This is a genomic window from Pseudomonas sp. E6002 (assembly GCF_013385565.1).
Classification (GTDB): domain Bacteria; phylum Pseudomonadota; class Gammaproteobacteria; order Pseudomonadales; family Pseudomonadaceae; genus Aquipseudomonas.
Genome location: NZ_JACAPT010000001.1, coordinates 365,753 through 391,940, shown reverse-complemented (window position 1 = coordinate 391,940; position 26,188 = coordinate 365,753). Strand labels below are relative to the sequence as shown.

The following is a 26,188-nucleotide window of genomic DNA, read 5'->3' as shown; positions in this document are numbered from 1 at the left end:
CTGTCTGATGATTTGAAGCATAAATAGGAGGCCACATGGCTGACAAAAAAGCGCAGTTGATCATCGAGGGCGCAGCCCCCGTCGAGCTGCCCATTTTAACCGGCACCGTTGGTCCCGATGTTATCGACGTACGGGGCCTGACGGCCACGGGCCGTTTTACATTCGACCCAGGCTTCATGTCGACCGCCTCATGCGAGTCGAAGATCACCTATATCGACGGTGATAACGGTATCCTGCTGCACCGCGGCTACCCGATCGAACAGCTTGCTGAACAGTCGGACTACCTGGAAACCTGCTACCTGCTGCTTAATGGCGAATTGCCAACAGCTGAGCAAAAGGCCCAGTTTGTCAGCACCGTGAAGAACCACACCATGGTTCACGAGCAGTTGAAGACCTTCTTCAACGGCTTCCGTCGCGACGCCCACCCGATGGCCGTCATGTGCGGCGTAGTCGGCGCCCTGTCGGCCTTCTATCACGACTCCCTGGACATCAATAACCCGCAGCATCGCGAAATCTCCGCGATCCGCCTGGTTGCCAAGATGCCGACCCTGGCCGCAATGGTTTACAAGTACTCCATGGGCCAACCCATGATGTACCCGCGCAACGACCTGACGTACGCGGAAAACTTCCTGCACATGATGTTCAACACCCCGTGCGAGATCAAACCGATCAGCCCGGTGCTGGCCGCCGCGATGGACAAGATCTTCATCCTCCACGCCGACCACGAACAGAACGCCTCGACCTCTACCGTGCGCCTGGCGGGCTCCTCGGGCGCCAACCCGTTCGCCTGTATCGCCGCCGGTATCGCCGCACTGTGGGGCCCTGCCCACGGCGGTGCGAACGAAGCCGTATTGACCATGCTCGATGAAATCGGCGATGTCTCGAACATCGACAAGTTCATCGCCAAGGCCAAGGACAAGAACGATCCGTTCAAGTTGATGGGCTTCGGTCACCGGGTCTACAAGAACCGCGACCCGCGCGCCACCGTAATGAAGAAGACCTGCGACGAAGTGTTGAAGGAACTGGGCATCAAGAACGATCCGCAACTCGAACTGGCCATGCGCCTGGAAGAGATCGCCCTGACCGACCCGTACTTCATCGAGCGCTCGCTGTACCCGAACGTCGACTTCTACTCGGGGATCATCCTCAAGGCGATCGGCATTCCAACCAGCATGTTCACCGTGATCTTCGCCCTGGCGCGGACCGTGGGCTGGATCTCCCACTGGAAAGAAATGCTCTCCAGCCCGTACAAGATTGGCCGTCCGCGCCAGCTGTACACCGGCTACGAGTCGCGTGACATCACCAAGCTGGAAGACCGCAAGTAAGCTGATCGCTACTTGGCTACACCGAAAACGGCCTCCTTTGTGATAGGGAGGCCGTTTTTATTTGTGCCGGATTTGAGAAACAGTTTTGTCGTATCTGTTACCAATAAAGGCAAAAAAAAGCCCCGATCTCACGACCGGGGCATTTTTTTGTAACTGTTACAGGTTTAGTGGCTAACCGCCCCACTCGCCCCCAGGCCAGTCTGCGAACGCACAAACTGCGGGAAGTACAGCGCACGTTCCTTCTCTGCCGCCGCCGACTTGTCGGTGATGGAGAAGAACCAGATGCCGATGAACGCAATGATCATCGAGAACAGCGCCGGGTACTCGTAAGGGAAGATCGCCTTCTCATGGTGCAGGATCGAGACCCAGATGGTCGGGCCGAGGATCATCAGGCCAACGGCACTGATCAAGCCCAGCCAGCCACCAATCATCGCACCGCGGGTGGTGAGGTTTTTCCAGTACATGGAAAGCAGCAGCACCGGGAAGTTACAGCTGGCCGCAATGGAGAACGCCAGGCCCACCATGAACGCGATGTTCTGGCTTTCAAACAGGATGCCCAAGCCAATCGCCAGTACTGCCAGGGCGATGGTGGTGATCTTCGATACGCGAATCTCATCCTTCTCGTTGGCCTTGCCTTTCTTGATCACGCTGGCGTACAGGTCATGGGACACCGCCGAAGCACCCGCGAGGGTCAAACCGGCAACCACTGCCAGGATGGTGGCAAACGCCACGGCCGAGATGAAGCCCAGGAAGATACTGCCGCCCACCGCGTTGGCCAGGTGCACCGCCGCCATGTTGTTACCGCCGAGCAAGGCACCTGCAGCATCCTTGAACGCCGGGTTGGTGCTGACCAGCAGGATCGCGCCGAAGCCGATGATGAAGGTCAGGATATAGAAGTAGCCGATGAAGCCAGTGGCATACAGCACGCTCTTGCGAGCTTCCTTTGCGTCACTCACAGTGAAGAAGCGCATCAGGATGTGCGGCAGGCCGGCGGTACCGAACATCAGTGCCAGGCCGAGGGAGAACGCCGAAATCGGGTCTTTCACCAGGCCGCCCGGGCTCATGATCGCTTCACCTTTAGGGTGAACCTTGATCGCCTCGGCAAACAGCATGTTGAAGTCGAAGTTGACGTGTTTCATCACCATCAGCGCCATGAACGAGGCACCGGACAGCAACAGCACTGCCTTGATGATCTGCACCCAGGTGGTCGCCAGCATGCCGCCGAACAACACATAGAGGCACATCAGGATGCCTACCAGGATCACCGCGACGTGATAATCCAGGCCGAACAGCAGCTGGATCAGCTTGCCCGCGCCTACCATCTGCGCGATCAGGTAGAACGCCACCACCACCAAAGAGCCACAGGCCGACAGGCTGCGGATCTGGGTTTGCCCCAGGCGATAGGACGCCACGTCGGCAAAGGTGTATTTGCCCAGGTTACGCAGGCGCTCGGCGATCAGGAACAGAATGATCGGCCAGCCCACCAGGAAGCCGATGGAGTAGATCAGGCCATCGTAGCCGGAGGTGAACACCAGCGCGGAAATTCCCAGGAAGGAGGCTGCCGACATGTAGTCACCGGCAATCGCCAGACCGTTCTGGAATCCGGTGATCTTGCCGCCGGCCGCATAGTAGTCGGCCGCCGACTTGTTGCGCTTGGACGCCCAGTAGGTGATGCACAAGGTCGCGCCGACGAAGGCCACGAACATCAGGATCGCTGCGATATTCAGCGGTTGTTTATGCACTTCGCCGGTCAGTGCATCGGCCGCCCAAACGGCAGGTGCAAAGGCCGAAGCGCCGAGTACAGCCAATAGACGACGGATCATTGCGCAGCCTCCTTGAGAATCGCATTGTTCAAGTCGTCGAATTCGCCGTTGGCGCGTCGTACATAGATGCCGGTGAGGACGAAGGCCGACACAATCAGCCCGACCCCGATAGGGATCCCCCACGTGATGGACGAACCGGGGCTGATCTTGGCCCCCAGTATTTGCGGCCCATAGGCAATCAGAAGAATGAAAGCGGAGTAAAGCCCAAGCATGATTGCCGAGAGAATCCAGGCGAATCTTTCCCTTTTACTAACCAGCTCCTTGAAACGCGGGCTGTTTTGAATCGAGAGGTAAATGCTGTCGTTCATTGTTTTTATCCTCGCAGCACAGCTTTTTATTATTGGAACATATCCACTGTATGCGGCTGAGGAACAGGTTCCAGACGACCTTAGTAGTAGAAGGAGTGTAGCGAGGGTTTACGGGTGTGCAGAAACAATTGTAGGAGCGAGCTTGCTCGCGAAAAACGTCAACGGTAACGCGTTCATTCTGGATGATCGCGGTGCCCTTGCGTTCTTCGCGAGCAAGCTCGCTCCTACAGTTTTAACGCCTTATTTAGCGGTCCACTCGGCGACGCGCTCAGGGTGCTTGGCCACCCAGTCCTTGGCTGCCGCTTCAGGCTTGGCGCCCTCCTGGATCGCCAGCATGACTTCGCCGATTTCATCCTTGGAGGCCCACTGGAATTTCTTCAGGAACGCCACGACTTCCGGGGCTTTCTTTTCCAGGCCTTTGCTGCCGATGCTGTTGACGGTCTCAGCAGCACCATAAATTCCTTTTGGGTCGTCCAGGAAACGCAGTTTCCACTTGGCGAACATCCAGTGTGGCACCCAGCCGGTGACCGCAATGGATTCCTGTTTGTCTTCGGCACGGGTCAACTCGGCGATCATCGCCGCGCCCGAACTGGCTTGCAGCTTGTAGTCCAGGCCATAGGCCTTGATTGCTTCGTCGGTCTTGAGCATCACACCTGAACCGGCGTCGATACCCACGATCTTGTTCTTGAAGGTGGTGTCGGTCTTGAGGTCTTCGATGGATTTGGCTTTCACGTACTCAGGCACGATCAGGCCGATCTTGGCGTCCTTGAAGTTGGGGCCGTAGTCGACCACCTTGTCCTTGTTCTTGGCCCAGTATTCACCGTGGGTCACCGGCAACCAGGCGGAGAGCATGGCGTCGAGTTTGCCGGTGGCCACGCCTTGCCACATGATCCCGGTGGCGACCGCTTGCAGTTTCACGTCATAACCGAGCTTTTGCTTGATCACTTCTGCCGCCACGTGGGTGGTGGCGACACTGTCCGACCAGCCATCCACATAGCCGATGCTCAGGGTTTTGCTGTCGGCGCTGGCCAGTGTGGAGCTCATCGCAACTACCAGAGTGGCAGCTGCGCCCAAGAGTCGTCGCATCTTCATAGTGCTTCCCCGAAAGTGCTGCGCCCGGCGGATGCCGAGCGACGTCAACCTGTTGTTATGTGGTGCACCGCGCCCCCTTCACGCGCATCGATCACGTGGGTGCCTCATCAGTGGAGGGCTGACACTTCGATCATCAACCTGCTGCCACAAGCGACCTGCTCTGACTGCGACCTCAGGTAAGCAAGAAACGACATCACATCGCCAGCAGGATGATTTGTAGGACATTCACCGACGATCCCGCCCGAACTTTGCATGTCAAAATTATGCGGCCCCACTGGGACGGCTCAAATCCGGGTAAGATGCGCGCCTTTGCCCCCAGACGGCCTGATCATGCCCGCGACTGCACGTTTCCCGCTCCTGCCCTATTTATTTGCCCTGATTCTCGGTGTGCTGGCCCTCGGCGGCTATTGGTACGGCCTTGGCCAACCGGTGGTGCTGCCGGACGTGGCCAGCGCCAGCCACAAGCTGCAATGTGCGTCCTACACGCCCTTCGACAAAGACCAGTCGCCATTCGACCAGCCGTTCAAACTGCGCCCCGAGCGCATGGATGCCGACCTGGCGTTGCTGGCCACCCGTTTCGAATGCATTCGCACCTACTCCCAGACCGGCCTTGAAGACTTGCCGGCACTGGCGCGCAAACACGGCCTGAAGCTGATGAGCGGCGCATGGGTCAGCAGTGATCCGGTGGCCACCGCCAAGGAAGTCGAGGCACTGATCGCTTCGGCCAATGCCAACCCCGACGTCGTCACCTCGGTGATCGTCGGCAACGAAACCCTGCTGCGCAAGGAAGTCACCGCCGGGCAGTTGGTCAAGTTGATCCATCACGTCAAGGACCATATCAAGCAACCGGTCACCTATGCCGATGTGTGGGAGTTCTGGCTGCAACACCCGGAAATCGCCCCGGCCGTGGACTTCCTGACCATCCACCTGCTGCCTTACTGGGAAGATGACCCCTCGGGCATCGACCAGGCGCTCAAGCACGTGGGCGATGTGCGCCAGACCTTCGGCAACAAGTTCGCGCCCAAGGACGTGATGATCGGCGAGACCGGCTGGCCGAGCGAAGGCCGCCAGCGGGAAACGGCGGTGCCGAGCCGGGTCAACGAAGCGAAATTCATGCGCGGGTTCGTGGCCATGGCCGAAGCCAATGGCTGGCACTACAACCTGATCGAAGCCTTTGACCAGCCGTGGAAACGTGCCAGTGAAGGGGCGGTGGGGGGTTACTGGGGCCTGTTTGATGCGGATCGCCAGGACAAGGGCGTGCTCGCCGGCCCGGTGACCAATGTGCCGTACTGGCCGCTGTGGCTGGGGGTTGGCGGGATCATCCTGCTGGGCACGCTGCTGCTGGGTGGCCGCGTGCGCACGGCCCGGGCTGCGTTGTTGTTGCCATTGCTGGGCGCCGTGGCGGCCTGCTCGATCGGCACCTGGGCCGAGTTGAACCGGGTCACCGCGCGCTTCACGGATGAGTGGGTGTGGGCTGGATTGCTGGTGGCCTTGAACCTTGCGGTACTGGCTCACGCCGCCCTGGCGTTGAGTACGCGAGAAGGTTGGCGCGAACGCGCCTTCAACTGGCTGGAGCAGCGCGCTGGCTGGCTGGTGGCAATCGCCGGGTTTGCCGGTGCGGTCATGATGCTGGCGCTGGTATTTGACCCGCGTTACCGCAGCTTCCCGAGTGCCGCGCTGGTGCTGCCAGCGCTGGTGTACCTGGTGCGTCCGGTGAGCGGGCTGCGGCGGGAGATTGCGTTGCTGGCGTTCATCATCGGTGCCGGTATTGCGCCGCAGTTGTTCCGTGAAGGGTTGATGAACCAGCAGGCGTGGGGTTGGGCGGTGGTGAGCCTGCTCATGGTCCTAGCATTGTGGCGTTGCTTGCGGGTGCGCAAGGCTTAAGACCGCTTTCGCGAGCAAGCCCGCTCCCACACTCGACCGCATTCCAAGGGATGTACTCGGTCAAATGTGGGAGCGGGCTTGCTCGCGAAGAGGCCCTGTCAGGCAACGCGAGGCTTACGGACCAACCGCAACCCCGCAATCACCACCGCAAACACCGCAAAGGTCGTGTTGTACAACGCCAACGCCGGAAACCCGAACACCAGCGCCAACACGGCCAATCCCCACCCGGCCCGGCCCGGCACAAAAAACGCCAGCACCGCCGTGACCAGTGCCGCCCAGCCCAGCACCTTGAAGTGAATCATCAACCCCAGGTTGGAACGCACCTGGCATTCCCAGCGGCTGGCTTCGTCAGCGCAAATGCCCACCCAACGGCCATCCTCCATGAATCCGTAACGCGCGCCATAACTGGCGGCCAGCCAAAGCGGCAGGGCAATAAGCAACAGGATCAGCGGAAAACGGCGGGACATGGGGCACTCCGATAGGCGAAAACGGCGCCCAGCTTAATCCCCCGGTGGCCGTTGGCAAGTTTTGCAAACAGATAAGTGTTCATTAAGGCGTGCCAAAGTGTATCGTCTCGCTACTATTACCCCGATTCCGACGTTTTTTCCGACTTTTAGTGCCGAAGGCTGGCACTTCGGCAGCAACGCGGTGGTCATAGCCTGCGAACTCCACTTCAGCACGTTTTCCTCTTAGGGATTTAGTCATGCTCCGTTCCTTGCGCTGTGCGGCCCTGTTGGGCAGCCTTTTTCTGAGTGCGTCAGCACTGGCGGTCGATATCGACCAGGCCAGCTATGGCTACCCTTTGACCAACCCGTTTGAAGCGACCATCGCCACCACCCCGCCGAACCTGCGGCCGGAACTGCCATCGGACGATCAAATCAATCAGTCCGACTACACCCTGACGATGCGCCCCGAGCGCGAGTTCAGCCTGCCTGACAACTTCTGGGCGGTGAAGAAACTCACCTACCGCATCGCCAAGCAGGACCGTGCCGCACCGCTGATCTTCCTGATCGCCGGCACCGGCGCACGCTTTGACAGCACCATCAACGAATATCTGAAAAAGCTCTACTACAAGGCCGGTTACCACGTCGTCCAGCTGTCGTCCCCCACCAGCTTCGACTTCATCGCCGCCGCCTCGCGCTTCGCCACTCCCGGCATCAGCCAGGAAGACGCCGAAGACATGTACCGCGTGATGCAGGCCGTACGCGCGCAAAACCCGACGCTGCCCGTGACCGACTTCTACCTCACCGGCTACAGCCTCGGCGCCCTCGACGCAGCCTTTGTCAGCAAGCTGGATGAAACCCGTCGCAGCTTCAACTTCAAGAAAGTCCTGCTGCTGAACCCGCCGGTCAACCTCTATACCTCGATCACCAACCTCGACAAGCTGGTGCAGACCGAGGTCAAGGGCATCAACAACAGCACCACCTTCTATGAGCTGGTGTTGAACAAGCTGACCCGCTACTTCCAGCAAAAGGGCTACATCGACCTCAACGATGCCCTGCTCTACGACTTCCAGAACTCCAAGGAACACCTAACCAACGAACAGATGGCGATGCTGATCGGCACTTCGTTCCGCTTCTCGGCGGCCGATATTGCCTTCACCTCGGACCTGATCAACCGTCGCGGCCTGATCATCCCGCCCAAGTACCCGATCAGCGAAGGCACCAGCCTCACCCCGTTCCTCAAGCGTGCGCTGCAGTGCGACTTCGACTGCTACCTCACCGAACAGGTGATCCCGATGTGGCGCGCCCGTTCCGACGGCGGCAGCCTGCTGCAACTGGTTGACCAGGTCAGCCTGTATGCCCTCAAGGACTACCTGCACGACAGCCCGAAAATCGCCGTCATGCACAACGCCGACGACGTGATCCTGGGCCCTGGCGACCTTGGCTTCCTGCGTAAAACCTTCGGCGATCGCTTGACCGTCTACCCCCTGGGCGGCCATTGCGGCAACCTCAACTACCGCGTCAACGCCGACGCCATGCTGGAGTTCTTCCGTGGCTAAATATCTTCTGCTGCTCGCCGCCCTGATGTGCGCGGGCGTGGCCAATGCCGACAACAGCAAGGCCCACACGCCGACCGTAGTGGACTCCGACGGCTTCAAGGAGCCCCTGAGCCACCTCAAGTTCAACCCTGGCCTGGACCAGCGTGAGTTCGAGCGCTCGTCGGTCAACGCGCTGAATGTCTACGACCCGCTGGAGTCGTGGAACCGCCGGGTCTACCACTTCAACTACCGCTTCGACCAGTGGGTGTTCCTGCCGGTGGTGGACGGTTACCGCTATGTCACCCCGAGCTTCCTGCGTACCGGCGTCAGCAACTTCTTCAACAACCTCGGGGATGTACCCAACCTGCTGAACAGCCTGCTGCAGCTCAAGGGCCATCGTTCCCTGGAAACCACCGGCCGCCTGCTGCTCAACACCACCATTGGCATCGCCGGCCTGTGGGACCCGGCCACCGCCATGGGCCTGCCGCGCCAGAGCGAAGACTTCGGCCAGACCCTGGGCTTCTACGGTGTACCGGGCGGCGCCTACCTGGTGCTGCCGCTGTTTGGTCCGTCGAACCTGCGGGATACCACCGGCCTGCTGGTGGACTACGGCGCCGAGACCGAGATCAACTTCCTGAACGTGTCCAAGGTCAGCGAAAACCACCCGGAAATCTGGGCCCTGCGCGCCGTCGACAAGCGCTACCAGACCAGCTTCCGCTACGGCCAGATGAACTCGCCGTTCGAGTATGAAAAGGTGCGCTACGTGTACACCGAGGCGCGCAAGTTGCAGATCGCCGAGTAATGCCCCGTGTAGGCGCTGGCTTGCCAGCGCCTACACCCCCCGCCGACACCACTTACGCCACGTAAACCGCAATTGCAGTACCGCCGCCCTGGCCATTTCCCGATCCTGCTCCGCCAATCCCGAAGGCTGTTCAAGCGCTTCAAGCATCGCAACGCTGGCCGCATCCATCAGCGACTCATTCGCCACGCTCGGTCCACCCTCCTCCAACACCGACTCCAATGCCCGCAAATAGCGATCGCGCTCAATCGCCAACGCACCCCGGCTGTCCGCCAGGCAGGCGCGCAACTCCAGCAACTCGTCCCCCAGGTCCAGCCCCAGCAATCCGTTATCCCAGTGGACACGGCGATCGGCAGGCAAGGTTTCGCTGTAGCGCGACAGGCGAATCAGCCGGTCCGCCATGCGCCCGCCAAACCAGCTTTCAGCCTGCTCCAGGGGACGGGAAGTCAATTGCGCCAGGTCGAACAGCGACGCCTTGAACATCCGCCGATAGTGATGCTCGCCGGGATTGAGTTGGATCAGCCGAAACACCACCACGGCAATCCCGACACCCACCAGCGTCGCGATGGCCTTGTTGAGGAACGCGGCGAAGTCATAGGTCATCACATTGCTGGGCCCGACGTTGTTGACGAAAAAGATGCAGAACGCCGAGGCCGTGGCCGCCAGCTTGAGGCGGCTCATGCACAACGAGGCGAAAAACAGCGGCACTCCCAACGCCAGGCATAACAAGGGAAAGCCATCGAAGCCGGGCAACAGCACGAAGCACACAAAACCGGCCACCGGGATCGACAGCGCTATGCCCTTGAGGAAGTTAAGGCTGGAAGCCGACGGGTTTTCCCGCGCTGCAAACAGGCTCAACACCACGCCACAAATCGATACCGCGCCCAAACCCGAAGGCCATGCCGTAAAGATCCAAAACGCCGCGACCGCCAGAAACGCCAACGCACTGCGCAGCCCGCCAAGCACCCCCTGCTCGATATCCCGGTGCCAGGACATCGCCCCCGGTGCGCCGGGCGGCACCCTGCCCTGCTCGACCGCCGACAGCGTCAATGCACCCAGCTCAATCAAGCGCAACACCTGCGCCAGTTGCACCAGGCAAAAGTGCGCCTCCTGGCCAAGATGCGGATCCTGCAACGCCAGGCCAAGCCGTTGTGACAACCCGGGCAGCTCATCAAGGCGCTCCTGCTGCAACGCCAAAGCCACCGCTTCAATCAGTGGCCCGACCGCCGCCGTTTCATCGAGCATCATCCGCTGGCGCGCCACGCCCCGCGCCGCCCGCAGCAGGCTAAGCAGATCACGGCTGAGCACCCGCAAGGCCTGGGAGCGGCGCCGGCCCTTGGGCCCTTCAAACCAGGCATGGTCGCGCTGGCTGTCCACCGCCACCAGGCGGCTCAATGCTTCGAGCAAGCCTTTACGCTGGTCGGTACCCAACAGCTCCGAAGCGGCAGCCCGCACCCCTGCCTGCCAGGCGGCGCGCGCCTGAACCGCCAGCACCTGCTCGACCCGGCGCGGCCACAGAATCGTACTGGCGATGGAGGCACAAAGAATCCCCAGGCTGATCTCCTGGCAGCGTGCCACCGCCTCATCGAACACTCCCAGCGGTGCCGCCGTAGCGGGTAGCGCAATAATCGCCGTGGTGTAACCCGCCAGCACAAACCCATAGGACGCATGATTGCGCAGCAAGGATGCCCCCGTGGTACAAAACGCCAGCCACAGCGCCATGCACAGCAGGAACAACAACGGCGCCTGGCCAAACACGCCGATCATCGCGATGGAAACCATGGCCCCGACAAACGTACCCACCAGCCGATAGGCGCCTTTGGCCAGGACCATGCCGCTGGTGGACTGGCCCACGATAAATACGGTGGTCAGGGCCCATTGCGGTTGCTGCAAGTCAAAACAGAAGGCCAGGTACAACGCGACCCCGCCGGCGATCATGTTGCGCAAGGCAAACAGCAGATCGCTACGGGACGGGGTCAACGTCGCCTGCCAGAAATCAGGGAGCTGGAAGGTGGAGGATTTCATTAAACCTACATATAGATAGCAAGCTAATGATTAGCATCGTATCTATATTTGTGGCGAATGCCAATCTCAGGCTATTTGACCAGGCGCTTTTCCTTGGATGGCCTGTAGCCAAAGTAGGCGCTGTAGCACTTGCTGAAATGGCTCGGCGAGACAAACCCGCAGGCCACCAGCACATCCACCTGGGACAGCTCGGTGTGTTGCAGCAGCCGACGGGCCTCGGTGATGCGCAGTTCCAGGTAATAACGCTGGGGCGTGGTGCCAAGCTGCTCCTTGAACAAACGCTCCAACTGGCGTCGGGAACGGCCCGCATAAACGGCCAGTTGCTCAAGCTCCAGAGGCTCTTCGAGGTTGGCGTCCATCAGGTTGACCACCTCGCGCAGGGGCGCGCTCAAGCACACGTTTTCCGTGGGTTTCACCCGCCGGTAGCGCGACTCCTCAAACGCCAGGATGTCCTCGATCCCCTCCACAAGCGCTTTGCCGTACTGCCCCTTGATCCAGTCCAGCGCCATATGAAACGCACCGGAAGGGCTCGATGCCGTCAGCCGGTCGCGATCAATCACATAGGGTTCGCTGCTGACCTGCGTCGCCTTGCAGAAATCAGCGAGGGCCGGGCGATGTTCCGGGTGCACGGCGCAGCGGTAGCCGCCCAGCAATCCCGCACGCCCCAGGAACCACGCACCATTCCACAAACCGGCCAGGCTCACACCCTGCTCCGAGGCGCTTTTCAGCAGGTGGATAAACTCCTCCGCAGCCTTCAGTTCAGTGCGATAGCCACCGCATATCACCAACAGGTCCAACTCTTTAAGCAGCGAAGACTCAAGCCGCGCATCGGGCCGGATCACCAGCCCCAGGTCACTGATCACCTCGCCTTCCCGCAAGCCGAAGGTCGAGGTAGAAAAAGAAGCGGGCCGCAGCAGGTTGGCGGTGATCAGCGTATCCAGCGCCTGGGTAAACGCCGGCAGCGAGAAATGTTCGAGCAACACAAATCCCGCACGCACCGTCTGACGGGCCTCGCCGGGATTTTCATTCAGGTAGCGGAGGTTCTTGCCTTTCATGCCCCCGCTGAATTGCCGTCGCTCGATCAAATGCCTATGCCCTCACACGCTTCCAGAGGTTACCCAGCACGCTGACCACCGCCAACACCACGGCCCCGGCAATGATCCCCGCCACGGCATTGAGCAACGTCGGCATCAACCACGCCAGGCCGCCAGTACTCTGGCTCACGGTCTCGATCCAGTGATGCACCACCGGCACACCATGGGTCAGGATGCCACCGCCGACCATGAACATCGCCGCCGTACCGATCACCGACAGGCTTTTCATCATGTACGGCGCCGCCCGCAGGATCGCCCCGCCAATGCTGCGCGCCGCCTGGCCGGGCTTCTGGGTGAGCCACAGGCCCAGGTCATCGAGTTTGACGATACCGGCCACCAAGCCGTAGACGCCGATGGTCATGACGATGGCGATACCCGACAACACGATCACTTGCTGCATCAGCGGTGCATCGGCCACGGTACCGAGGGTGATGGCGATGATTTCGGCGGAGAGGATGAAGTCGGTACGGATCGCGCCCTTGATCTTGTCCTTCTCGAAGGCCACCAGGTCCGTGGCCGGATCCGCCACGGCTTCCACCAGGTGCGCCTGCTCTTCGGTGCGTTTGTGGAAGAAGCTATGGGCGAGTTTTTCGAAACCTTCAAAACACAGGTAAGCGCCGCCCAGCATCAACAACGGCGTGACCGCCCACGGCGCAAACGCGCTGATCAGCAGCGCAGCCGGCACCAAAATCAGCTTGTTGACGAACGAGCCCTTGGCCACCGCCCACACCACCGGAATTTCCCGCTCGGCGCGCACCCCGGAGACTTGCTGGGCATTCAGCGCCAGGTCGTCCCCCAGCACGCCGGCGGTTTTCTTCGCGGCCATCTTGGTCATCAACGCCACATCGTCGAGCACCGCGGCGATGTCGTCGATCAATACCAGCAAACTGCTTCCTGCCATGGCTCGGGCTTCCCGTGATTCAAAGTGCGCCGAGAATAACGCGGCGCACACCGGGTTAGCGAGCCGTTCAGCGCGCAGGCGTTTGCCAGCCCCCGCCAAGGCTCTGGATCAGCGCCACACTGCCCTGGCTGAGCTGGCCCTGGGTGTCGCGAAGATTCTGCTCGGCTTGCAGCAACACCAGTTGCTGGGTCAGCACGGCCTCCTGGCTCACGGTGCCGGCGCGCAACTGTGCTTCCTGGCTGCCGAACAGTTGCTGATTACGCTGGTACACCTGCTGGAACGCATCGGCCTGGGTTTGCAGGTGGTTGATTGCCGACAGGTTGTCTTCAACGTTCTGCAAGGCGCTGAGCACGGTGCCCTTGTAGGTCGCGGCGATCTGGTCATAGCTGGCCTCGGCCTGCTTGACCGCCGCTTCGCGGGCGCCGCCATCGAACAGGGTTTCCGCCAGCGCCGGCCCCAACGTCCAGATGCGATTGGGCAGGGAGAACAACCCGCCCAACGCACTGCCGCGGTAACCGGCCTCGGCAGTAAGATCCAGGGTCGGGAAGAATGCGGCTTCAGCCACGCCGATTTTCGCGTTGGCCGCCGCTGCCGAGCGCTCCGCCGCCACCACATCGGGACGCCGTTGCAGCAGGGTCGACGGCAAGGTCAACGGTGGCCGCGGGACCACGAAGCTGTAGTCATTGCGCACCGCCACGCTGAATTCACTCGGCGCCACGCCCACCAGCACGGCCAGCGCGTGTTCGTATTGCTCGCGGTCGCGCAGGGAGGTCTGCAAGTCGGCAATCGAGGTGGTCAACTGGTCCTGAGCCACCAGCAACTGGTCGTTGGTGGCGACGCCCTGGGTGAACTGCACCTGGATCATGTCCAGCAGTTGCTGGTTGATCTTCTGTTGTTGCTGCAACAGGCGCACGTCGATGTCCATCTGCCGCAGGGCGAGGTAGTTACTCGCCACGCTGGAACTGATGGACAGCCGCACCCCGGCCAGCAACGCATCCGATTGCTGGGCCGTCGCCTGGCTGGACTCTATCCCGCGCCGCACCAGGCCCCACAGGTCCGGCTCCCAACTGGCGGTCAAGGTTGCGCTGACACTGTTCTGCACGCCGCCCGCCGTGGTACCGGTGGTGGACGTGCCGCTACCACTGCCTGCCGTTCCCCGCGAACCCGACAACCCTACGCCAACGGTGGGCCACAACCCTGCCCGGCTGGACGCCACCTGCGCCTGGGCCAGACGATAAGCCGCCTCCGCCGCGATGATCGACTGGTTGGCCTTGGCCGAGCGCGCCACCAGGTCGTTCAACACCGGGTCCTGATAGGCCAGCCACCACTGGCTGTCCATGGCCCCCTGGGGGTTGGCCGCCGCACGCTGCCACTGCGCGCCTTCCTTGAATGACTGCGGCAGCTCCATGGCGGGCTTCTGGTAATCGGGCCCGACCATGCAGCCGCCGAGCAGCAGGCTGATGCAAAGCACGCTGTATTTCACGTTCATAACCTTGCTTCCTTACGCCGACCCAGGCGCTGTGACGCCCGGTCGAGCCACAGGTAGATCACCGGGGTGGTGTACAGCGTCAGCACCTGGCTGAACAGCAGGCCACCAATAATCGAAATCCCCAACGGCCGGCGCAACTCAGAGCCATAACCGGTGCCGAGCACCAGCGGCAGCGCGCCAAGGATCGCCGCCAGGGTGGTCATCATGATCGGCCGGAAACGGATCAGGCACGCCCGGCGAATCGCTTCCTTGGCCGTTAGGCCGAACTCCCGCCGCTCGGTGATCGCGAAGTCGATCATCATGATCGCGTTTTTCTTCACGATACCAATCAACAGAATCACCCCCACCAGCGCAATGATCGACAGCTCGGTGCCGGTCAGCAGCAAGGCGATCAACGCACCGACGCCGGCCGAGGGCAAGGTCGAAAGAATGGTCAGCGGGTGCGTCAGGTTTTCGTAGAGGATGCCCAGCACGATATACACGCACAGCAACGCAGCGACGATCAGCAGCGGCTCACTGGCCACCGACGACTGGAACACCTGGGCCGTACCGGCAAACTGGCCGACCACACTGGCGGGCATGCGCAGCTGCTTCACCGCATCGTCCACCATCGCCGTGGCCTGGCCGATGGACGTGCCGGGCGCCAGGTTGAACGAGACTGTCACCGCCGGGAACGTGCCCTGGTGACTGATGGAAATTGCGGTGCGCGCCACCGTGTTATCCGCCAGTGCCGAGAGTGGCACCAGGGTCTGCCCGGTGGTCAGGTTGGGCGCCGCCGTGGTGCCCTTGGTGGTCGTGGCCTGGATGCCCGTCGGCACATAAATGCCCTTGAGCGCGGAAGGGTCGGTCCAGTATTCCGGCGCGATTTCCATCACCACGTGGTACTGGTTGGCCGCGCGATACAGGGTCGCGACCTGGCGCTGGCCAAAGGCGTCGTACAGCGTCTGGTCGACCGCCGAGACACTCACCCCGAGGCGCGCCGCCGTGTCCCGGTTGATTTGCACATTGGCCAGCAAGCTGTTGTCTTGCTGGTCGGTATTGAGGTCGGTGAGTTGCGGCAATTTGCGCAGCACCGCCACCACCTTGGGCACCCATTCGTCCAGCGACTCCTGGTCATCGGCGGTCAGGGTGTATTGGTATTGCGCGCCACTTTGCCGGCCACCCACGGTGATGTCCTGGGCCGACTGCAAATACAGCTTGGTGCCCGGCAAGTCGCCGAGGCTGCGGCGGATCTGGCCGATGATTTCGGTGGCGTTGTCCTTGCGCTCGCCCAGGGGCTTGAGCAATACAAACATCTGCGCGCTGTTGACCGCCCCGCCGCCCCCTCCGCCACCGCCGACAAACCCGGCGACGGTTTCGACGTTCGGGTTTTTCATCACCTTGCGGTTGATCTCGGTGAAGTCCTTCTGCATCGCCCCATAGGAAATGCTCTGGTTCGCCAGGATGCTGCCCTGCAAGCGCCCGGTGTCTTCCTGGGGGAAAAAACCCTTGGGCACCAGCACGTACAACACGCCGGCGAGCACGATCACCAACACCGTCACAAAACCCATCAGCACCGTATGGTCGATCACCCAACCGAGGGTGCGATCGTAGAAGCGGTGAAAGCGCGAGTCCGGGTGTTCATTGCCTTCATGAATCGCTTTCGGCGCGCGCAGCAGCACGCTGGCGAGCATCGGTGTAACCGTCAGCGAGATCAGCATCGAGATCACGATGGCCACCGACAACGATACCGAAAACTCGCGGAACAGCCGCCCGACAATCCCGCCCATCAGCAGCAGCGGAATAAACACCGCCACCAGCGACACGCTGATGGTCAGTACCGTGAAGCCGACTTCCTGGGCACCGGCCAGCGCCGCTTCCACCCGGGTCTTGCCGCGCTCCAGGTGGCGCATGATGTTTTCCACCACCACAATCGCATCGTCCACCACAAAGCCGGTGGAAATCGTCAGCGCCATGAGTGACAGGTTGTTCAGGCTGTAGCCGAGGAAGTACATCGCGCCGAAGGTGCCGAGCAGCGACAGCGGCACCACAATCGCCGGCACCAGGGTGCTGCGCCAGTCGCGGAAGAAGCCGAAGGTCACCAGGGTCACCAGCAGGATCGACACCAGCAACGTGATCTCGACGTCATGCAACGAGGCGCGAATGGTGGTGGTGCGGTCCATCAGCAGGTTGAGCTTGATCGTCGCCGGAATCGAGCTTTGCAGGAACGGCAGCGAGGCTTTCACCGCGTCCACCGTCTCGATCACATTGGCGCCCGGCTGCTTGAACACCACCAGCAATACTGCCGGCTTGCCGTTGGACAGGCCGAAGTTGCGCAGGTCCTGCACGTCTTCGCGCACGTAGCCCAGGTCGGCGATATGGATCAGGTCGCCGTTGTGGGCCTTGACCACCAGCGGCCCGTAGTCCTTTTCATCGAGCAACTGGTCATTCGCCGCAATGCCGTAGTTACGGTCGCCGATGGCCACGTTGCCCTTGGGCAAGTTGACGTTGGAGGCGTTGATCACCTGGCGCACCTGCTCCAGGCTGACGCCGTACTGGTTGAGCCGATCGGGGTTCAATTCCACCCGCACCGCCGGCAGCGCCCCGCCGCCCACCGTCACGTCACCGACCCCGGTGGTCTGCAACAACTTTTGCTCCAACAGGGTCGAGGCCACGTCATACATCTGCCCCGGCGTGGCGCTGTCGGAGGTCAGGCTGATGATCAGAATCGGCGAATCCGCCGGGTTGACCTTGCGGTACGTCGGGTTGCCGGACAGGTCGCTGGGCAGGTTGCTGCGGGCCGCATTGATCGCCGCCTGCACATCCCGCGCGGCGCCGTCGATGTCGCGATTCAGGTCGAACTGCAAAATGATCCGCGCCGAGCCCAAGCTGCTGGATGAGGTCATCTGCGTGACCCCGGCGATCTGCCCGAACTGGCGCTCCAGGGGCGTGGCCACTGAACTGGCGACGGTGGTCGGATCGGCGCCGGGCAACGAGGCGCTGACGCTGATGGTCGGGAAATCCACCTCCGGCAACGGCGCCACCGGCAACAGCATGAAGGCCAGCGCGCCAAACAGCGCGAGGCCGGCCGCCATCAAGGTGGTTGCAATCGGGCGGCGAACAAACGGCGCGCTGAGGTTCATTGCCATCAGACCGCTTCAGCCGGGCGGCGGCTGAAGCGCTGCCCCAGGCCGTGCATGGCGAGGAAGATCACCGGCGTGGAAAACAGCGTCAGCAACTGACTGAGCAACAACCCGCCGATAATCGCGATGCCCAGCGGGTGACGCAGCTCCGAACCAATCCCCGTACCGAGCGCCAGCGGCACCGCGCCGAACAGCGACGCCATGCTGGTCATCAGGATCGGCCGGAACCGCAACTCTGCCGCCTGGCGGATCGCGGCCGTGGGGCTCAGGCCGCCCTCGCGTAACAACTCCAGGGCAAAGTCGACCATCATGATGCCGTTTTTCATCACGATGCCGATCAGCAGCACAATGCCGATCAATCCGATAATGTCGAACTGTGTGCCGGTCACCAGCAGTGCCAGCAAGGCCCCGAGCGCTGCCGAGAGCAGCGTCGAAAGGATCGTCACCGGGTGCACGAAGCTTTCGTACAGAATCCCCAGCATCAGGTACACCACCACAATCGCCGCCACCACCAGGAATACCTGGTTGGACAGCGACTGTTCGAACGTCGCCGCCGCGCCTTCCAGGTTGGCCTGCACCGACAGCGGCAAGCCGACCTTGGCCTCGATGTCCTTGAGCCGCGTCACAGCCGTGCCAAGGGTCTGGCCCGGAGCAAGGTTGAACGACACGTCGGCATACGGAAACTGACCCAGGCGGTTGATGGTCACGGGCGTACGCACCACCTGCATGGTCGCCATGCTCGACAGCGGCGCCACACCGCCACCGGGAATGTCCACGTACAACCCGGTGAGCAGGTCCGGCAAGTTGCGCGGCGGATGGTCGGTGGCGATCACCACGTGGTACTGGTTGAGCTGGGTGTAGATCGTCGAGACCTGGCGCTGGCCGAAGGCGTCATACAGCACATCGTCGATCGCCTGGGGCGTGATACCAAGGCGCGAGGCGGTGGCGCGGTCAAAGGTCAGCTGGATCTGGTTGCCGAATTGCATCGCCTGGCTTTGCACGTCGGTGAACATCGGGTCTTGCTTGATCGCCGCCAGCAGCTTGGTGGTCCACGTTTCCAGCTCGTCCGGATCGGTGGCTTGCAGGCCCAGCCGGTAGCTGGTGGTGGACACCGTGGCGTCGAGGGTCAGGTCCTGTACCGAGTGCAGGTACAGGCGGATCCCGGCGTCGTCGGCGTTGGCATCGGAGAGCCGGCGGATCACCTCGGTGGCGCTGTCACGCTCGCCGCGGGGCTTGAGGTTGATCAGCAGGTTGCCCTGGTTGATGGTCGGGTTGGTCTGGTCGATACCGACGAAGGACGACAGGCTTTGCACCGCCGGGTCCTTGAGGATTCGCGCGGCCAGGCGCTGTTGCTCGGTCTGCATCTGCTGGAACGAAACCGTCGGCGCCGCCTGGGAAATGCCCTGGATCAGGCCGGTGTCCTGGTCGGGGAAAAAGCCCTTGGGCATGATCACCAGAATCATCAGGGTCAGCGCGGCGGTGAGCGCTATCGAGATCAGGGTCAAGGTGCGGTGCGCCAACACCCAGTCAAGGCCACGCACGTAGTGGGTGTTGATGCGGTCGAAGAAATCCGCGCGGCGTTCCTGGTGCTTATTCTTGAGCATCCGCGCGCACATCATCGGCGTGAGCGTCAGGGAGATGAACGCCGAGATAACGATGGTCACGGCCACGGTCATGGCGAATTCGCGGAACAGCCGGCCGACCACATCGCCCATGAACAGCAGCGGGATCATCACTGCAATCAGCGCAATCGACAGCGAAATAATCGTGAAGCCGATTTGCTCCGACCCCTTGAGCGCCGCCTCCAGCGGCGAGTCGCCCGCCTCGATATAGCGCGTGATGTTTTCGATCATCACGATGGCGTCGTCCACCACGAATCCGATGGCGATAGTCAGCGCCATCAGTGTCAGGTTGTTCAGGGAAAAGCCCAGCGCATAAGCCACCGCCAGGGTGCCCACCAGCGTCAGCGGCACGGTGACTGCCGGAATAACCGTCGCCGCAACGTCGCGCAGGAAAATGAAAATCACGATCACCACCAGCAGCACCGCCACCGCCAGTTCGTACTGCACATCGGTGACCGAGGCGCGGATGGTTTGCGTGCGGTCGGTCAGCACATCGACCTTCAAGGTACCCGGCAAACTGGCCCGCAGCTTGGGCAGCAATTGCTGCACGCGGTCGACCACCTGGATCACGTTGGCGCCTGGCTGGCGCTGGATGTTCAGCACAATCGACGGCGTGCTGTTGGTCCACGCAGCCTGACGCGGGTTCTCCGGGCCCTGGGTGGAACTGGCGATCTGCGACAGGCGAATCGGCGCGCCATTTTTATAGGCGATCACCAGGTCGCGGTATTCCTCGGCAGATTGCAGCTGGTCGTTGGCACCAATCGAATACGCCTGGAACTTGCCGTCGATATTGCCCTTGGCCTGGTTGACGTTGGCCGTGCCGAGGGAGGTGCGCAGGTCATCAATGGACAGGCCGAGGCTATTGAGCGCCGAGGTATTCGCCTCGACCCGCACCGCCGGGCGCTGACCGCCGCTGATGGTCACCAGGCCGACGCCAGTGATCTGCGAGATCTTCTGCGCCAGCCGTGTATCCGCCAGGTCCTCGACCTTGGTCAGCGGCAACACATCGGAGGTCAGGGACAGGGTCAGCACCGGCGCATCCGCCGGATTGACCTTGCTGTATACCGGTGGGTACGGCAGGTTGGCCGGCAGGAAGGTGCCGGCGGCGTTGATCGCGGCCTGCACTTCCTGCTCTGCCACGTCCAGGGACAGCGACAGGTCGAATTGCAGGGTCACCACCGAAGCGCCGTCGGAGCTGGTGGAGTTCATCGACTTGAGGCCCGGCATCTCGCCGAGCTGGCGCTCCAGCGGCGCGGTGATCGAGGAGCTGACCACGTCCGGGCTGGCGCCGGGGTATTGGGTGAAGACCTGGATGGTCGGGTAGTCGACTTCAGGCAACGCCGACACCGACAACAGGTGATACCCCAACATCCCCAGCAACAGCACCGCGACCATCATCAAGGTGGTGGCGACGGGACGTTCGATAAAGGGCCGCGAAATGTTCATGCTCGGCAGCTCCTCACTGGGCGACGACCTTCACCGCCGAACCGTCATCCAGTTTGTCGGCGCCTTCGGTGATCACCTGCTCGCCTGGCTTGACGCCGTTCTCGAGCACCGCCGACACATCGCCCATCGATGGGCCGGTCTTGATGTTGCGCAGGCTGGCCTTGTCGCCATTCACCACGAACACGAAATCGCCCTTGCTGCCATGCTGGATCGCCCGGGTGGGCACCACGGCAACCTGGGCCAGGGTGTCGGCCTTCAGGCGCGCATTGACGAACTGGTTGGGGAACAGCGCACTGCCCGAATCATCGAACTGCGCCTTGACCTTGATGGTGCCGGTGGAGGTGTCTACCTGGTTGTCCAGGGCCAACAGGCTGCCGGTGGCCAGCAGGGCTTTCTTGTTGCGGTCGTAGGCCAGCACCGTCACGGCGCCACGGCCCAGGGCCTGGTTAATAGCGCCCAAGTCGTCCTCGGGGACCGCGAACACCACGGTGGCCGGGTTCATCTGGGTAATCACCACGATGCCGGTGGTGCTGGTGGTGGTGACGTAATTGCCGGGGTCGACCAGGCGCAGGCCCACCACACCGTCGACCGGCGAAGTGATGGTGCAGTAGCCGACCTGCACTTCAAGGTTCTGCACATTGCCCTGGTCGGCGGCCACGGTGCCCAGTTGTTGCTGGACCAAGGACGCCTGGGTGTCGACGGTTTGCTGGCTGGTAGAACCGGCCTTGACCAGTTCGCGGTAGCGCACCAGATCGCGCTGGGCATTGCTCAACACAGCCTGGTCGTGGGCCAGGGTACCCTTGGCCACGGCCAGCTGGGCCTTGAGAGCACGGTCATCGATCCGCGCAATCACCTGGCCCTTGCTGACGTGCTGGCCTTCCTTGAATTCCACGCTGCTGAGGATGCCATCGACCTGGGTGACCACGGTCACACTGCGGGTGGGGGTGACGGTGCCGAGGGCATCGATATACACCGGCACGTCCTGCAACACCACCGGCACCACGGCCACCGGTTCGCCGGTGACGGCCGGCCGGCCTTTGTGCCCGCCTGCAAAGAAGTGCAAACCCAGGGCAATCAACAACGCTACCAGTAACAACGTGCCAACGGCCCAGGCGAACGTACGTCGTCTGCTTTTCTCCACGGGTTTCTCTCTCGAACGCCGAAAACAGGAAGCGGCGGCCAGGCTAAATGGCCGCTCGCTGCCTGAACTCTAGCAGCGCGCTCGAGCTGTGCCTGTACGACCGTGAATGCGTTCAGCATCAAGACAGACAAAGTCAGCTGGGCGCCCCGCCATGCAAGGGCTGCGGCGGGATTCTTGAGCCCTGCGCAAAGCCGGTGCTACCATGCCAGACCGCCTGTCTTGGCAAGGAACCTCCTGGTCTATGAGCACCATTCGCGAGCGCAACAAAGAACTGATCCTGCGGGCTGCCAGTGAGGAGTTTGCCGACAAGGGCTTCGCCGCGACCAAAACCAGCGACATCGCCGCCAAGGCCGGGCTGCCCAAGCCCAACGTCTACTACTACTTCAAGTCTAAGGACAACCTCTATCGCGAGGTGCTCGAAAGCATTATCGAGCCGATCCTGGCGGCCTCCACACCGTTCAATCCTGATGGCGACCCTTCGGCCGTGCTGAGCGGGTACATCCGCTCGAAGATCTGCATCTCCCGGGATTTGCCGTTTGCCTCGAAAGTGTTTGCCAGTGAGATCATGCACGGCGCCCCGCATTTAAGCCCCGAGCAGGTGGAACAGCTGAATGCCCAGGCCAAGCACAACATCGACTGCATCCAGAGCTGGGTGGACCGTGGGCTGATTGCGCCGATTGATCCGCATCACCTGATGTTCAGCATTTGGGCGGCGACGCAGACGTATGCGGATTTTGACTGGCAGATTTCGGCGGTGACCGGGAAGGCGAAGTTGGATGAAGCGGATTATGAGGCGGCGGCGCAGACGATTATTCGGTTGGTGTTGAAGGGGTGTGAGCGGGACTGATAGACCGCAGCGTCTTCAAGATTCGCGAGCAAGCCCGCTCCCACATTTGAATTTGTGCCAGACATAAATTGTTTAAACCCCGCAGATCCAATGTGGGAGCGGGCTTGCTCGCGAAAGCGCCCTCCCAGACACATCCTGCACAAAGCCAAACCATCATCTCCAGATTCCCCGATCTAGCCTCTCAGAACCCCACCTGAAGAGAGGCAAAGGAATGCCTGATCCAGCTGCTTCACATCGCCTGCGCATCGGGCGATTCAGCGAGTCCAACCGCATCTACCTGATCACCACCAACACCCACGAACGCGCGCCGATATTCAGTGATTTTTATCTCGGTCGCCTGGTGGTCTGGCAATTCCGGCTCGCCCAGTATCAAGGGCTGGCGAACTCCCTGGCCTGGGTGGTCATGCCCGACCACTTTCACTGGTTGATTGAGCTGCAAAAAGGCTCATTGGGAGACCTGATGTGCCAGGTGAAGTCCAAAAGCACTCGAACCGTTAATGGCGCTACGGGCCGCAAAGGGCGGCTATGGCAAACCAGCTTTCATGATCGTGCGCTGCGCAAGGACGATGACTTGGTGAAGATGGCTCGGTATGTCGTGGCCAACCCATTAAGAGCAGGGTTGGTGGAGCGGATTGGCGACTATCCGCTGTGGGATGCGGTTTGGGTTTAGGTCCGGGACCGAGTCGCCCCTTTCGCGAGCAAGCCCGCTCCCACATTTGACCGAGTCCCAGCCTTGGAATGCAGTCAAATGTGGGAGCGGGCTTGCTCGCGAAGAGGCCCGACCAGTCACCTCACATCAAGCAGTAACCCCCGCATCCGCCAACAACCCCAACCCCTCGATCGCACTGATCGCACACTGCTCGTCAATATCCGACGTATCCCCGCTGATCCCGATCGCGCCCAGCACCACACCCGCCTGATCCCGGATCAACACCCCGCCCGGCGCCGGCACCACGCTGCCCTGCCCCAGGCTGTTCAACGCGGCAATAAACGCCGGCCGTTGCTGTGCGTCCAGCGCCAGCAAGCGCGAGCCCTTGCCCAGGGCTATCGCACCCCAGGCCTTGCCAATCGCGATCTGCGGGCGCAGCAGGCTCGCGCCATCCTCGCGCTGCAACGTTATCAAATGCCCGCCGCTGTCGAGTACCGCAACGGTCAGCGGTGCCGCCGAAATGGTGCGGCCTGCCGCGATGGCGTGGCTGGCCAGGTTGACTGCGACTTTCAAGGTTAAAGCGCTCATGGGTGCCGTCCTTATCTTGTTATGGGAAAGCCGTGGAGCTCTGTCTGATCAGAAGCTCGATCAAACAAATAGAACACAATAGATTTATTTTTTGTATACAATATTTCGAAACATACGCACCACACGTCGAAATATTCCCGTCCATAAGCCTTCCGACGAACGTAAAGGCCACCCAAGAAAATGGATTGACCTGCCCCGCTCGCCGTGAATACACTTCGGACCAACACCACTTGTATACAATTACAAAACGCAAGAGGCACCAAAACCATGAGCAAAATGAGAGCAATCGAAGCCGCTGTCCTGGTGATGCGCCGTGAAGGGGTCGACACCGCCTTCGGTATCCCGGGCGCCGCGATCAACCCGCTGTATTCGGCCTTGCAGAAGGTCGGTGGCATCGATCACGTCCTTGCTCGCCACGTTGAAGGCGCCTCGCACATGGCCGAGGGCTACACCCGCACCAAGGCCGGCAATATCGGCGTGTGCATCGGCACCTCGGGCCCGGCGGGCACCGACATGGTCACCGGCCTGTACAGCGCCTCGGCGGACTCGATCCCGATCCTGTGCATCACCGGCCAGGCGCCACGGGCACGCATGCACAAGGAAGACTTCCAGGCTGTCGACATCACCAGCATCGTCAAGCCGGTGACCAAGTGGGCGACCACCGTCCTGGAACCCGGCCAGGTGCCGTATGCCTTCCAGAAAGCCTTCTATGAAATGCGCTCCGGTCGCCCGGGCCCGGTGCTGATCGACCTGCCATTCGACGTACAAATGGCCGAGATCGAATTCGATATCGACGCCTACCAACCACTGCCCCTGGCCAAGCCTTTGGCGACCCGTATCCAGGTGGAAAAAGCCCTGGCCCTGCTGGACCAGGCCGAGCGCCCATTGCTGGTGAGCGGTGGTGGCGTGATCAACGCCGACGCCAGCGAACTGCTGGTGGAATTCGCCGAGTTGACCGGCATCCCGGTGATCCCGACCCTGATGGGCTGGGGCACGATCCCGGACGATCACCCGCAGATGGTGGGCATGGTCGGCCTGCAAACATCCCACCGTTATGGCAACGCGACGATGTTGAAATCGGACGTGGTGCTGGGCATCGGTAACCGCTGGGCCAACCGTCACACCGGTTCGGTGGAGGTGTACACCGAGGGCCGCAAATTCATTCACGTGGACATCGAGCCGACGCAAATCGGCCGCGTGTTCACCCCGGACCTGGGCATCGTTTCCGACGCCGGCTCTGCATTGACCATGTTCATTGAAGTGGCCCGCGAGTGGAAAGCCGCCGGCAAGCTCAAGGACCGCAGCGCCTGGCTCCACGATTGCCAGCAGCGCAAGGCCACCCTGCACCGCAAGACCCACTTCGACAACGTGCCGGTCAAGCCGCAACGGGTGTACGAAGAGATGAACCAGGTGTTCGGCAAAGACACCTGCTACGTCAGCACCATCGGCCTGTCGCAGATTGCCGGCGCGCAGTTCCTGCACGTCTACAAACCACGCCACTGGATCAACTGCGGCCAGGCCGGCCCGCTCGGCTGGACCATTCCGGCGGCACTGGGTGTGGTCAAGGCGGACCCGACCCGCAACGTCGTGGCACTGTCCGGTGACTATGACTTCCAGTTCATGATCGAAGAGCTGGCCGTGGGCGCACAGTTCAAGCTGCCGTACATCCACGTGGTGGTGAACAACTCCTACCTGGGGCTGATCCGCCAGGCCCAGCGCGGGTTTGAAATGGACTACTGCGTGCAGCTGTCCTTCGACAACCTCAACGCACCGGAACTCAACGGTTACGGCGTCGACCACGTGGCCGTCGCCGAAGGCCTGGGTTGCAAGGCCCTGCGGGTGTTCGAGCCGGGCCAGATCCAGCCGGCACTGCGCAAGGCTCAGGAAATGATCGAAGAATTCAAGGTTCCGGTGATCGTTGAGATTATTCTGGAGCGGGTGACCAATATTTCCATGGGCACCGAGATCAACGCCGTCAACGAATTCGAAGATCTGGCACTGGTGGGCAACGACGCGCCGACTGCCATTTCACTGCTCGATTAAGGAGAACCC

19 protein-coding genes are annotated in these 26,188 nt (G+C 61.6%); 7 read left to right on the top strand and 12 right to left on the bottom strand.

The window, feature by feature from the left end; genetic code table 11:
* The first annotated feature begins 35 nt into the window (after nt 1–35).
* The gene (gene gltA, locus HX815_RS01975) at nt 36–1,325 is read left to right on the top strand and encodes a citrate synthase (RefSeq protein WP_003210575.1); all 1,290 of its coding nucleotides are present in this window, start codon (nt 36–38) and stop codon (nt 1,323–1,325) included.
* A gap of 164 nt (nt 1,326–1,489) precedes the next feature.
* On the opposite strand, the gene HX815_RS01970 is transcribed toward gltA, so the two are convergent.
* The 3 genes from HX815_RS01970 to HX815_RS01960 all read right to left on the bottom strand — a co-directional run bounded on the left by HX815_RS01970 (nt 1,490) and on the right by HX815_RS01960 (nt 4,548).
* The gene (locus tag HX815_RS01970; protein ID WP_003210576.1) at nt 1,490–3,148 is read right to left on the bottom strand and encodes a cation acetate symporter; all 1,659 of its coding nucleotides are present in this window, start codon (nt 3,146–3,148) and stop codon (nt 1,490–1,492) included.
* Nucleotides 3,145–3,456 carry a DUF485 domain-containing protein gene (locus tag HX815_RS01965; RefSeq protein ID WP_003210577.1) on the bottom strand — a complete coding sequence of 104 codons (312 nt, stop codon included), beginning with the start codon at nt 3,454–3,456 and terminating at the stop codon, nt 3,145–3,147. Before HX815_RS01965 ends, HX815_RS01970 begins: the two co-directional genes overlap by 4 nt.
* A gap of 240 nt (nt 3,457–3,696) precedes the next feature.
* A complete protein-coding gene (locus tag HX815_RS01960) occupies nt 3,697–4,548 on the bottom strand; it encodes a glycine betaine ABC transporter substrate-binding protein (RefSeq protein ID WP_008433997.1) in 852 nt (283 codons plus the stop codon).
* 330 nt (nt 4,549–4,878) lie between these two features.
* Here HX815_RS01960 and HX815_RS01955 point away from each other — a divergent pair, with 330 nt between their 5' ends.
* Nucleotides 4,879–6,432 carry a glycosyl hydrolase family 17 protein gene (locus HX815_RS01955; RefSeq protein ID WP_177027736.1) on the top strand — a complete coding sequence of 518 codons (1,554 nt, stop codon included), beginning with the start codon at nt 4,879–4,881 and terminating at the stop codon, nt 6,430–6,432.
* 98 nt (nt 6,433–6,530) lie between these two features.
* Here HX815_RS01955 and HX815_RS01950 read toward each other — a convergent pair whose 3' ends face one another.
* Nucleotides 6,531–6,899, bottom strand: coding sequence for a hypothetical protein (locus HX815_RS01950; protein WP_003210580.1), 369 nt, complete (start codon nt 6,897–6,899; stop codon nt 6,531–6,533).
* Between the two features lie 236 nt (nt 6,900–7,135).
* On the opposite strand from HX815_RS01950, the gene HX815_RS01945 reads away from it, so the two are divergent.
* Both HX815_RS01945 and HX815_RS01940 read left to right on the top strand, forming a co-directional pair.
* Nucleotides 7,136–8,434: a hypothetical protein gene (locus HX815_RS01945; RefSeq protein WP_003210581.1), complete on the top strand. Its 1,299-nt coding sequence runs from the start codon at nt 7,136–7,138 to the stop codon at nt 8,432–8,434.
* Complete coding sequence (locus HX815_RS01940) at nt 8,427–9,215, top strand: VacJ family lipoprotein (RefSeq protein WP_003210582.1); 789 nt, start codon at nt 8,427–8,429, stop codon at nt 9,213–9,215. Before HX815_RS01945 ends, HX815_RS01940 begins: the two co-directional genes overlap by 8 nt.
* Before the next feature lie 30 nt (nt 9,216–9,245).
* Here HX815_RS01940 and HX815_RS01935 read toward each other — a convergent pair whose 3' ends face one another.
* From HX815_RS01935 to HX815_RS01905, 7 genes are all read right to left on the bottom strand, one after another.
* On the bottom strand, nt 9,246–11,237 hold the full coding sequence (locus HX815_RS01935) for an FUSC family protein (protein WP_177027735.1): 1,992 nt from the start codon (nt 11,235–11,237) through the stop codon (nt 9,246–9,248).
* Nucleotides 11,238–11,308: 71 nt separating this feature from the next.
* Complete coding sequence (locus HX815_RS01930; protein ID WP_177027734.1) at nt 11,309–12,292, bottom strand: GlxA family transcriptional regulator; 984 nt, start codon at nt 12,290–12,292, stop codon at nt 11,309–11,311.
* A 34-nt stretch (nt 12,293–12,326) separates the two neighbouring features.
* On the bottom strand, nt 12,327–13,232 hold the full coding sequence (locus tag HX815_RS01925) for a DUF808 domain-containing protein (RefSeq protein ID WP_177019608.1): 906 nt from the start codon (nt 13,230–13,232) through the stop codon (nt 12,327–12,329).
* 67 nt (nt 13,233–13,299) lie between these two features.
* On the bottom strand, nt 13,300–14,721 hold the full coding sequence (locus tag HX815_RS01920; RefSeq protein WP_177019607.1) for an efflux transporter outer membrane subunit: 1,422 nt from the start codon (nt 14,719–14,721) through the stop codon (nt 13,300–13,302).
* Nucleotides 14,718–17,843: an efflux RND transporter permease subunit gene (locus HX815_RS01915; RefSeq protein ID WP_177027746.1), complete on the bottom strand. Its 3,126-nt coding sequence runs from the start codon at nt 17,841–17,843 to the stop codon at nt 14,718–14,720. The genes HX815_RS01920 and HX815_RS01915 overlap by 4 nt, the downstream gene beginning before the upstream one ends.
* Nucleotides 17,844–17,848: 5 nt before the next feature.
* Nucleotides 17,849–20,911 (bottom strand): efflux RND transporter permease subunit, encoded by a 3,063-nt coding sequence (locus HX815_RS01910; RefSeq protein WP_177027733.1) that lies wholly within the window; start codon nt 20,909–20,911, stop codon nt 17,849–17,851.
* 13 nt (nt 20,912–20,924) lie between these two features.
* Nucleotides 20,925–22,052, bottom strand: a complete 1,128-nt coding sequence (locus HX815_RS01905) for an efflux RND transporter periplasmic adaptor subunit (RefSeq protein ID WP_008433882.1) — start codon at nt 22,050–22,052, stop codon at nt 20,925–20,927.
* A 241-nt stretch (nt 22,053–22,293) separates the two neighbouring features.
* Here HX815_RS01905 and HX815_RS01900 point away from each other — a divergent pair, with 241 nt between their 5' ends.
* Both HX815_RS01900 and HX815_RS01895 read left to right on the top strand, forming a co-directional pair.
* Nucleotides 22,294–22,899: a TetR/AcrR family transcriptional regulator gene (locus HX815_RS01900; RefSeq protein WP_003210590.1), complete on the top strand. Its 606-nt coding sequence runs from the start codon at nt 22,294–22,296 to the stop codon at nt 22,897–22,899.
* Between the two features lie 211 nt (nt 22,900–23,110).
* Nucleotides 23,111–23,569 (top strand): transposase, encoded by a 459-nt coding sequence (locus HX815_RS01895; protein WP_177008365.1) that lies wholly within the window; start codon nt 23,111–23,113, stop codon nt 23,567–23,569.
* Between the two features lie 126 nt (nt 23,570–23,695).
* Here the strand turns inward: HX815_RS01895 and HX815_RS01890 are convergent, their stop codons facing one another.
* A complete protein-coding gene (locus tag HX815_RS01890) occupies nt 23,696–24,136 on the bottom strand; it encodes a heme-binding protein (RefSeq protein WP_003210592.1) in 441 nt (146 codons plus the stop codon).
* Between the two features lie 267 nt (nt 24,137–24,403).
* On the opposite strand from HX815_RS01890, the gene gcl reads away from it, so the two are divergent.
* Nucleotides 24,404–26,179, top strand: a complete 1,776-nt coding sequence (gene gcl / locus HX815_RS01885; protein ID WP_003210593.1) for a glyoxylate carboligase — start codon at nt 24,404–24,406, stop codon at nt 26,177–26,179.
* Nucleotides 26,180–26,188: the final 9 nt, after the last annotated feature.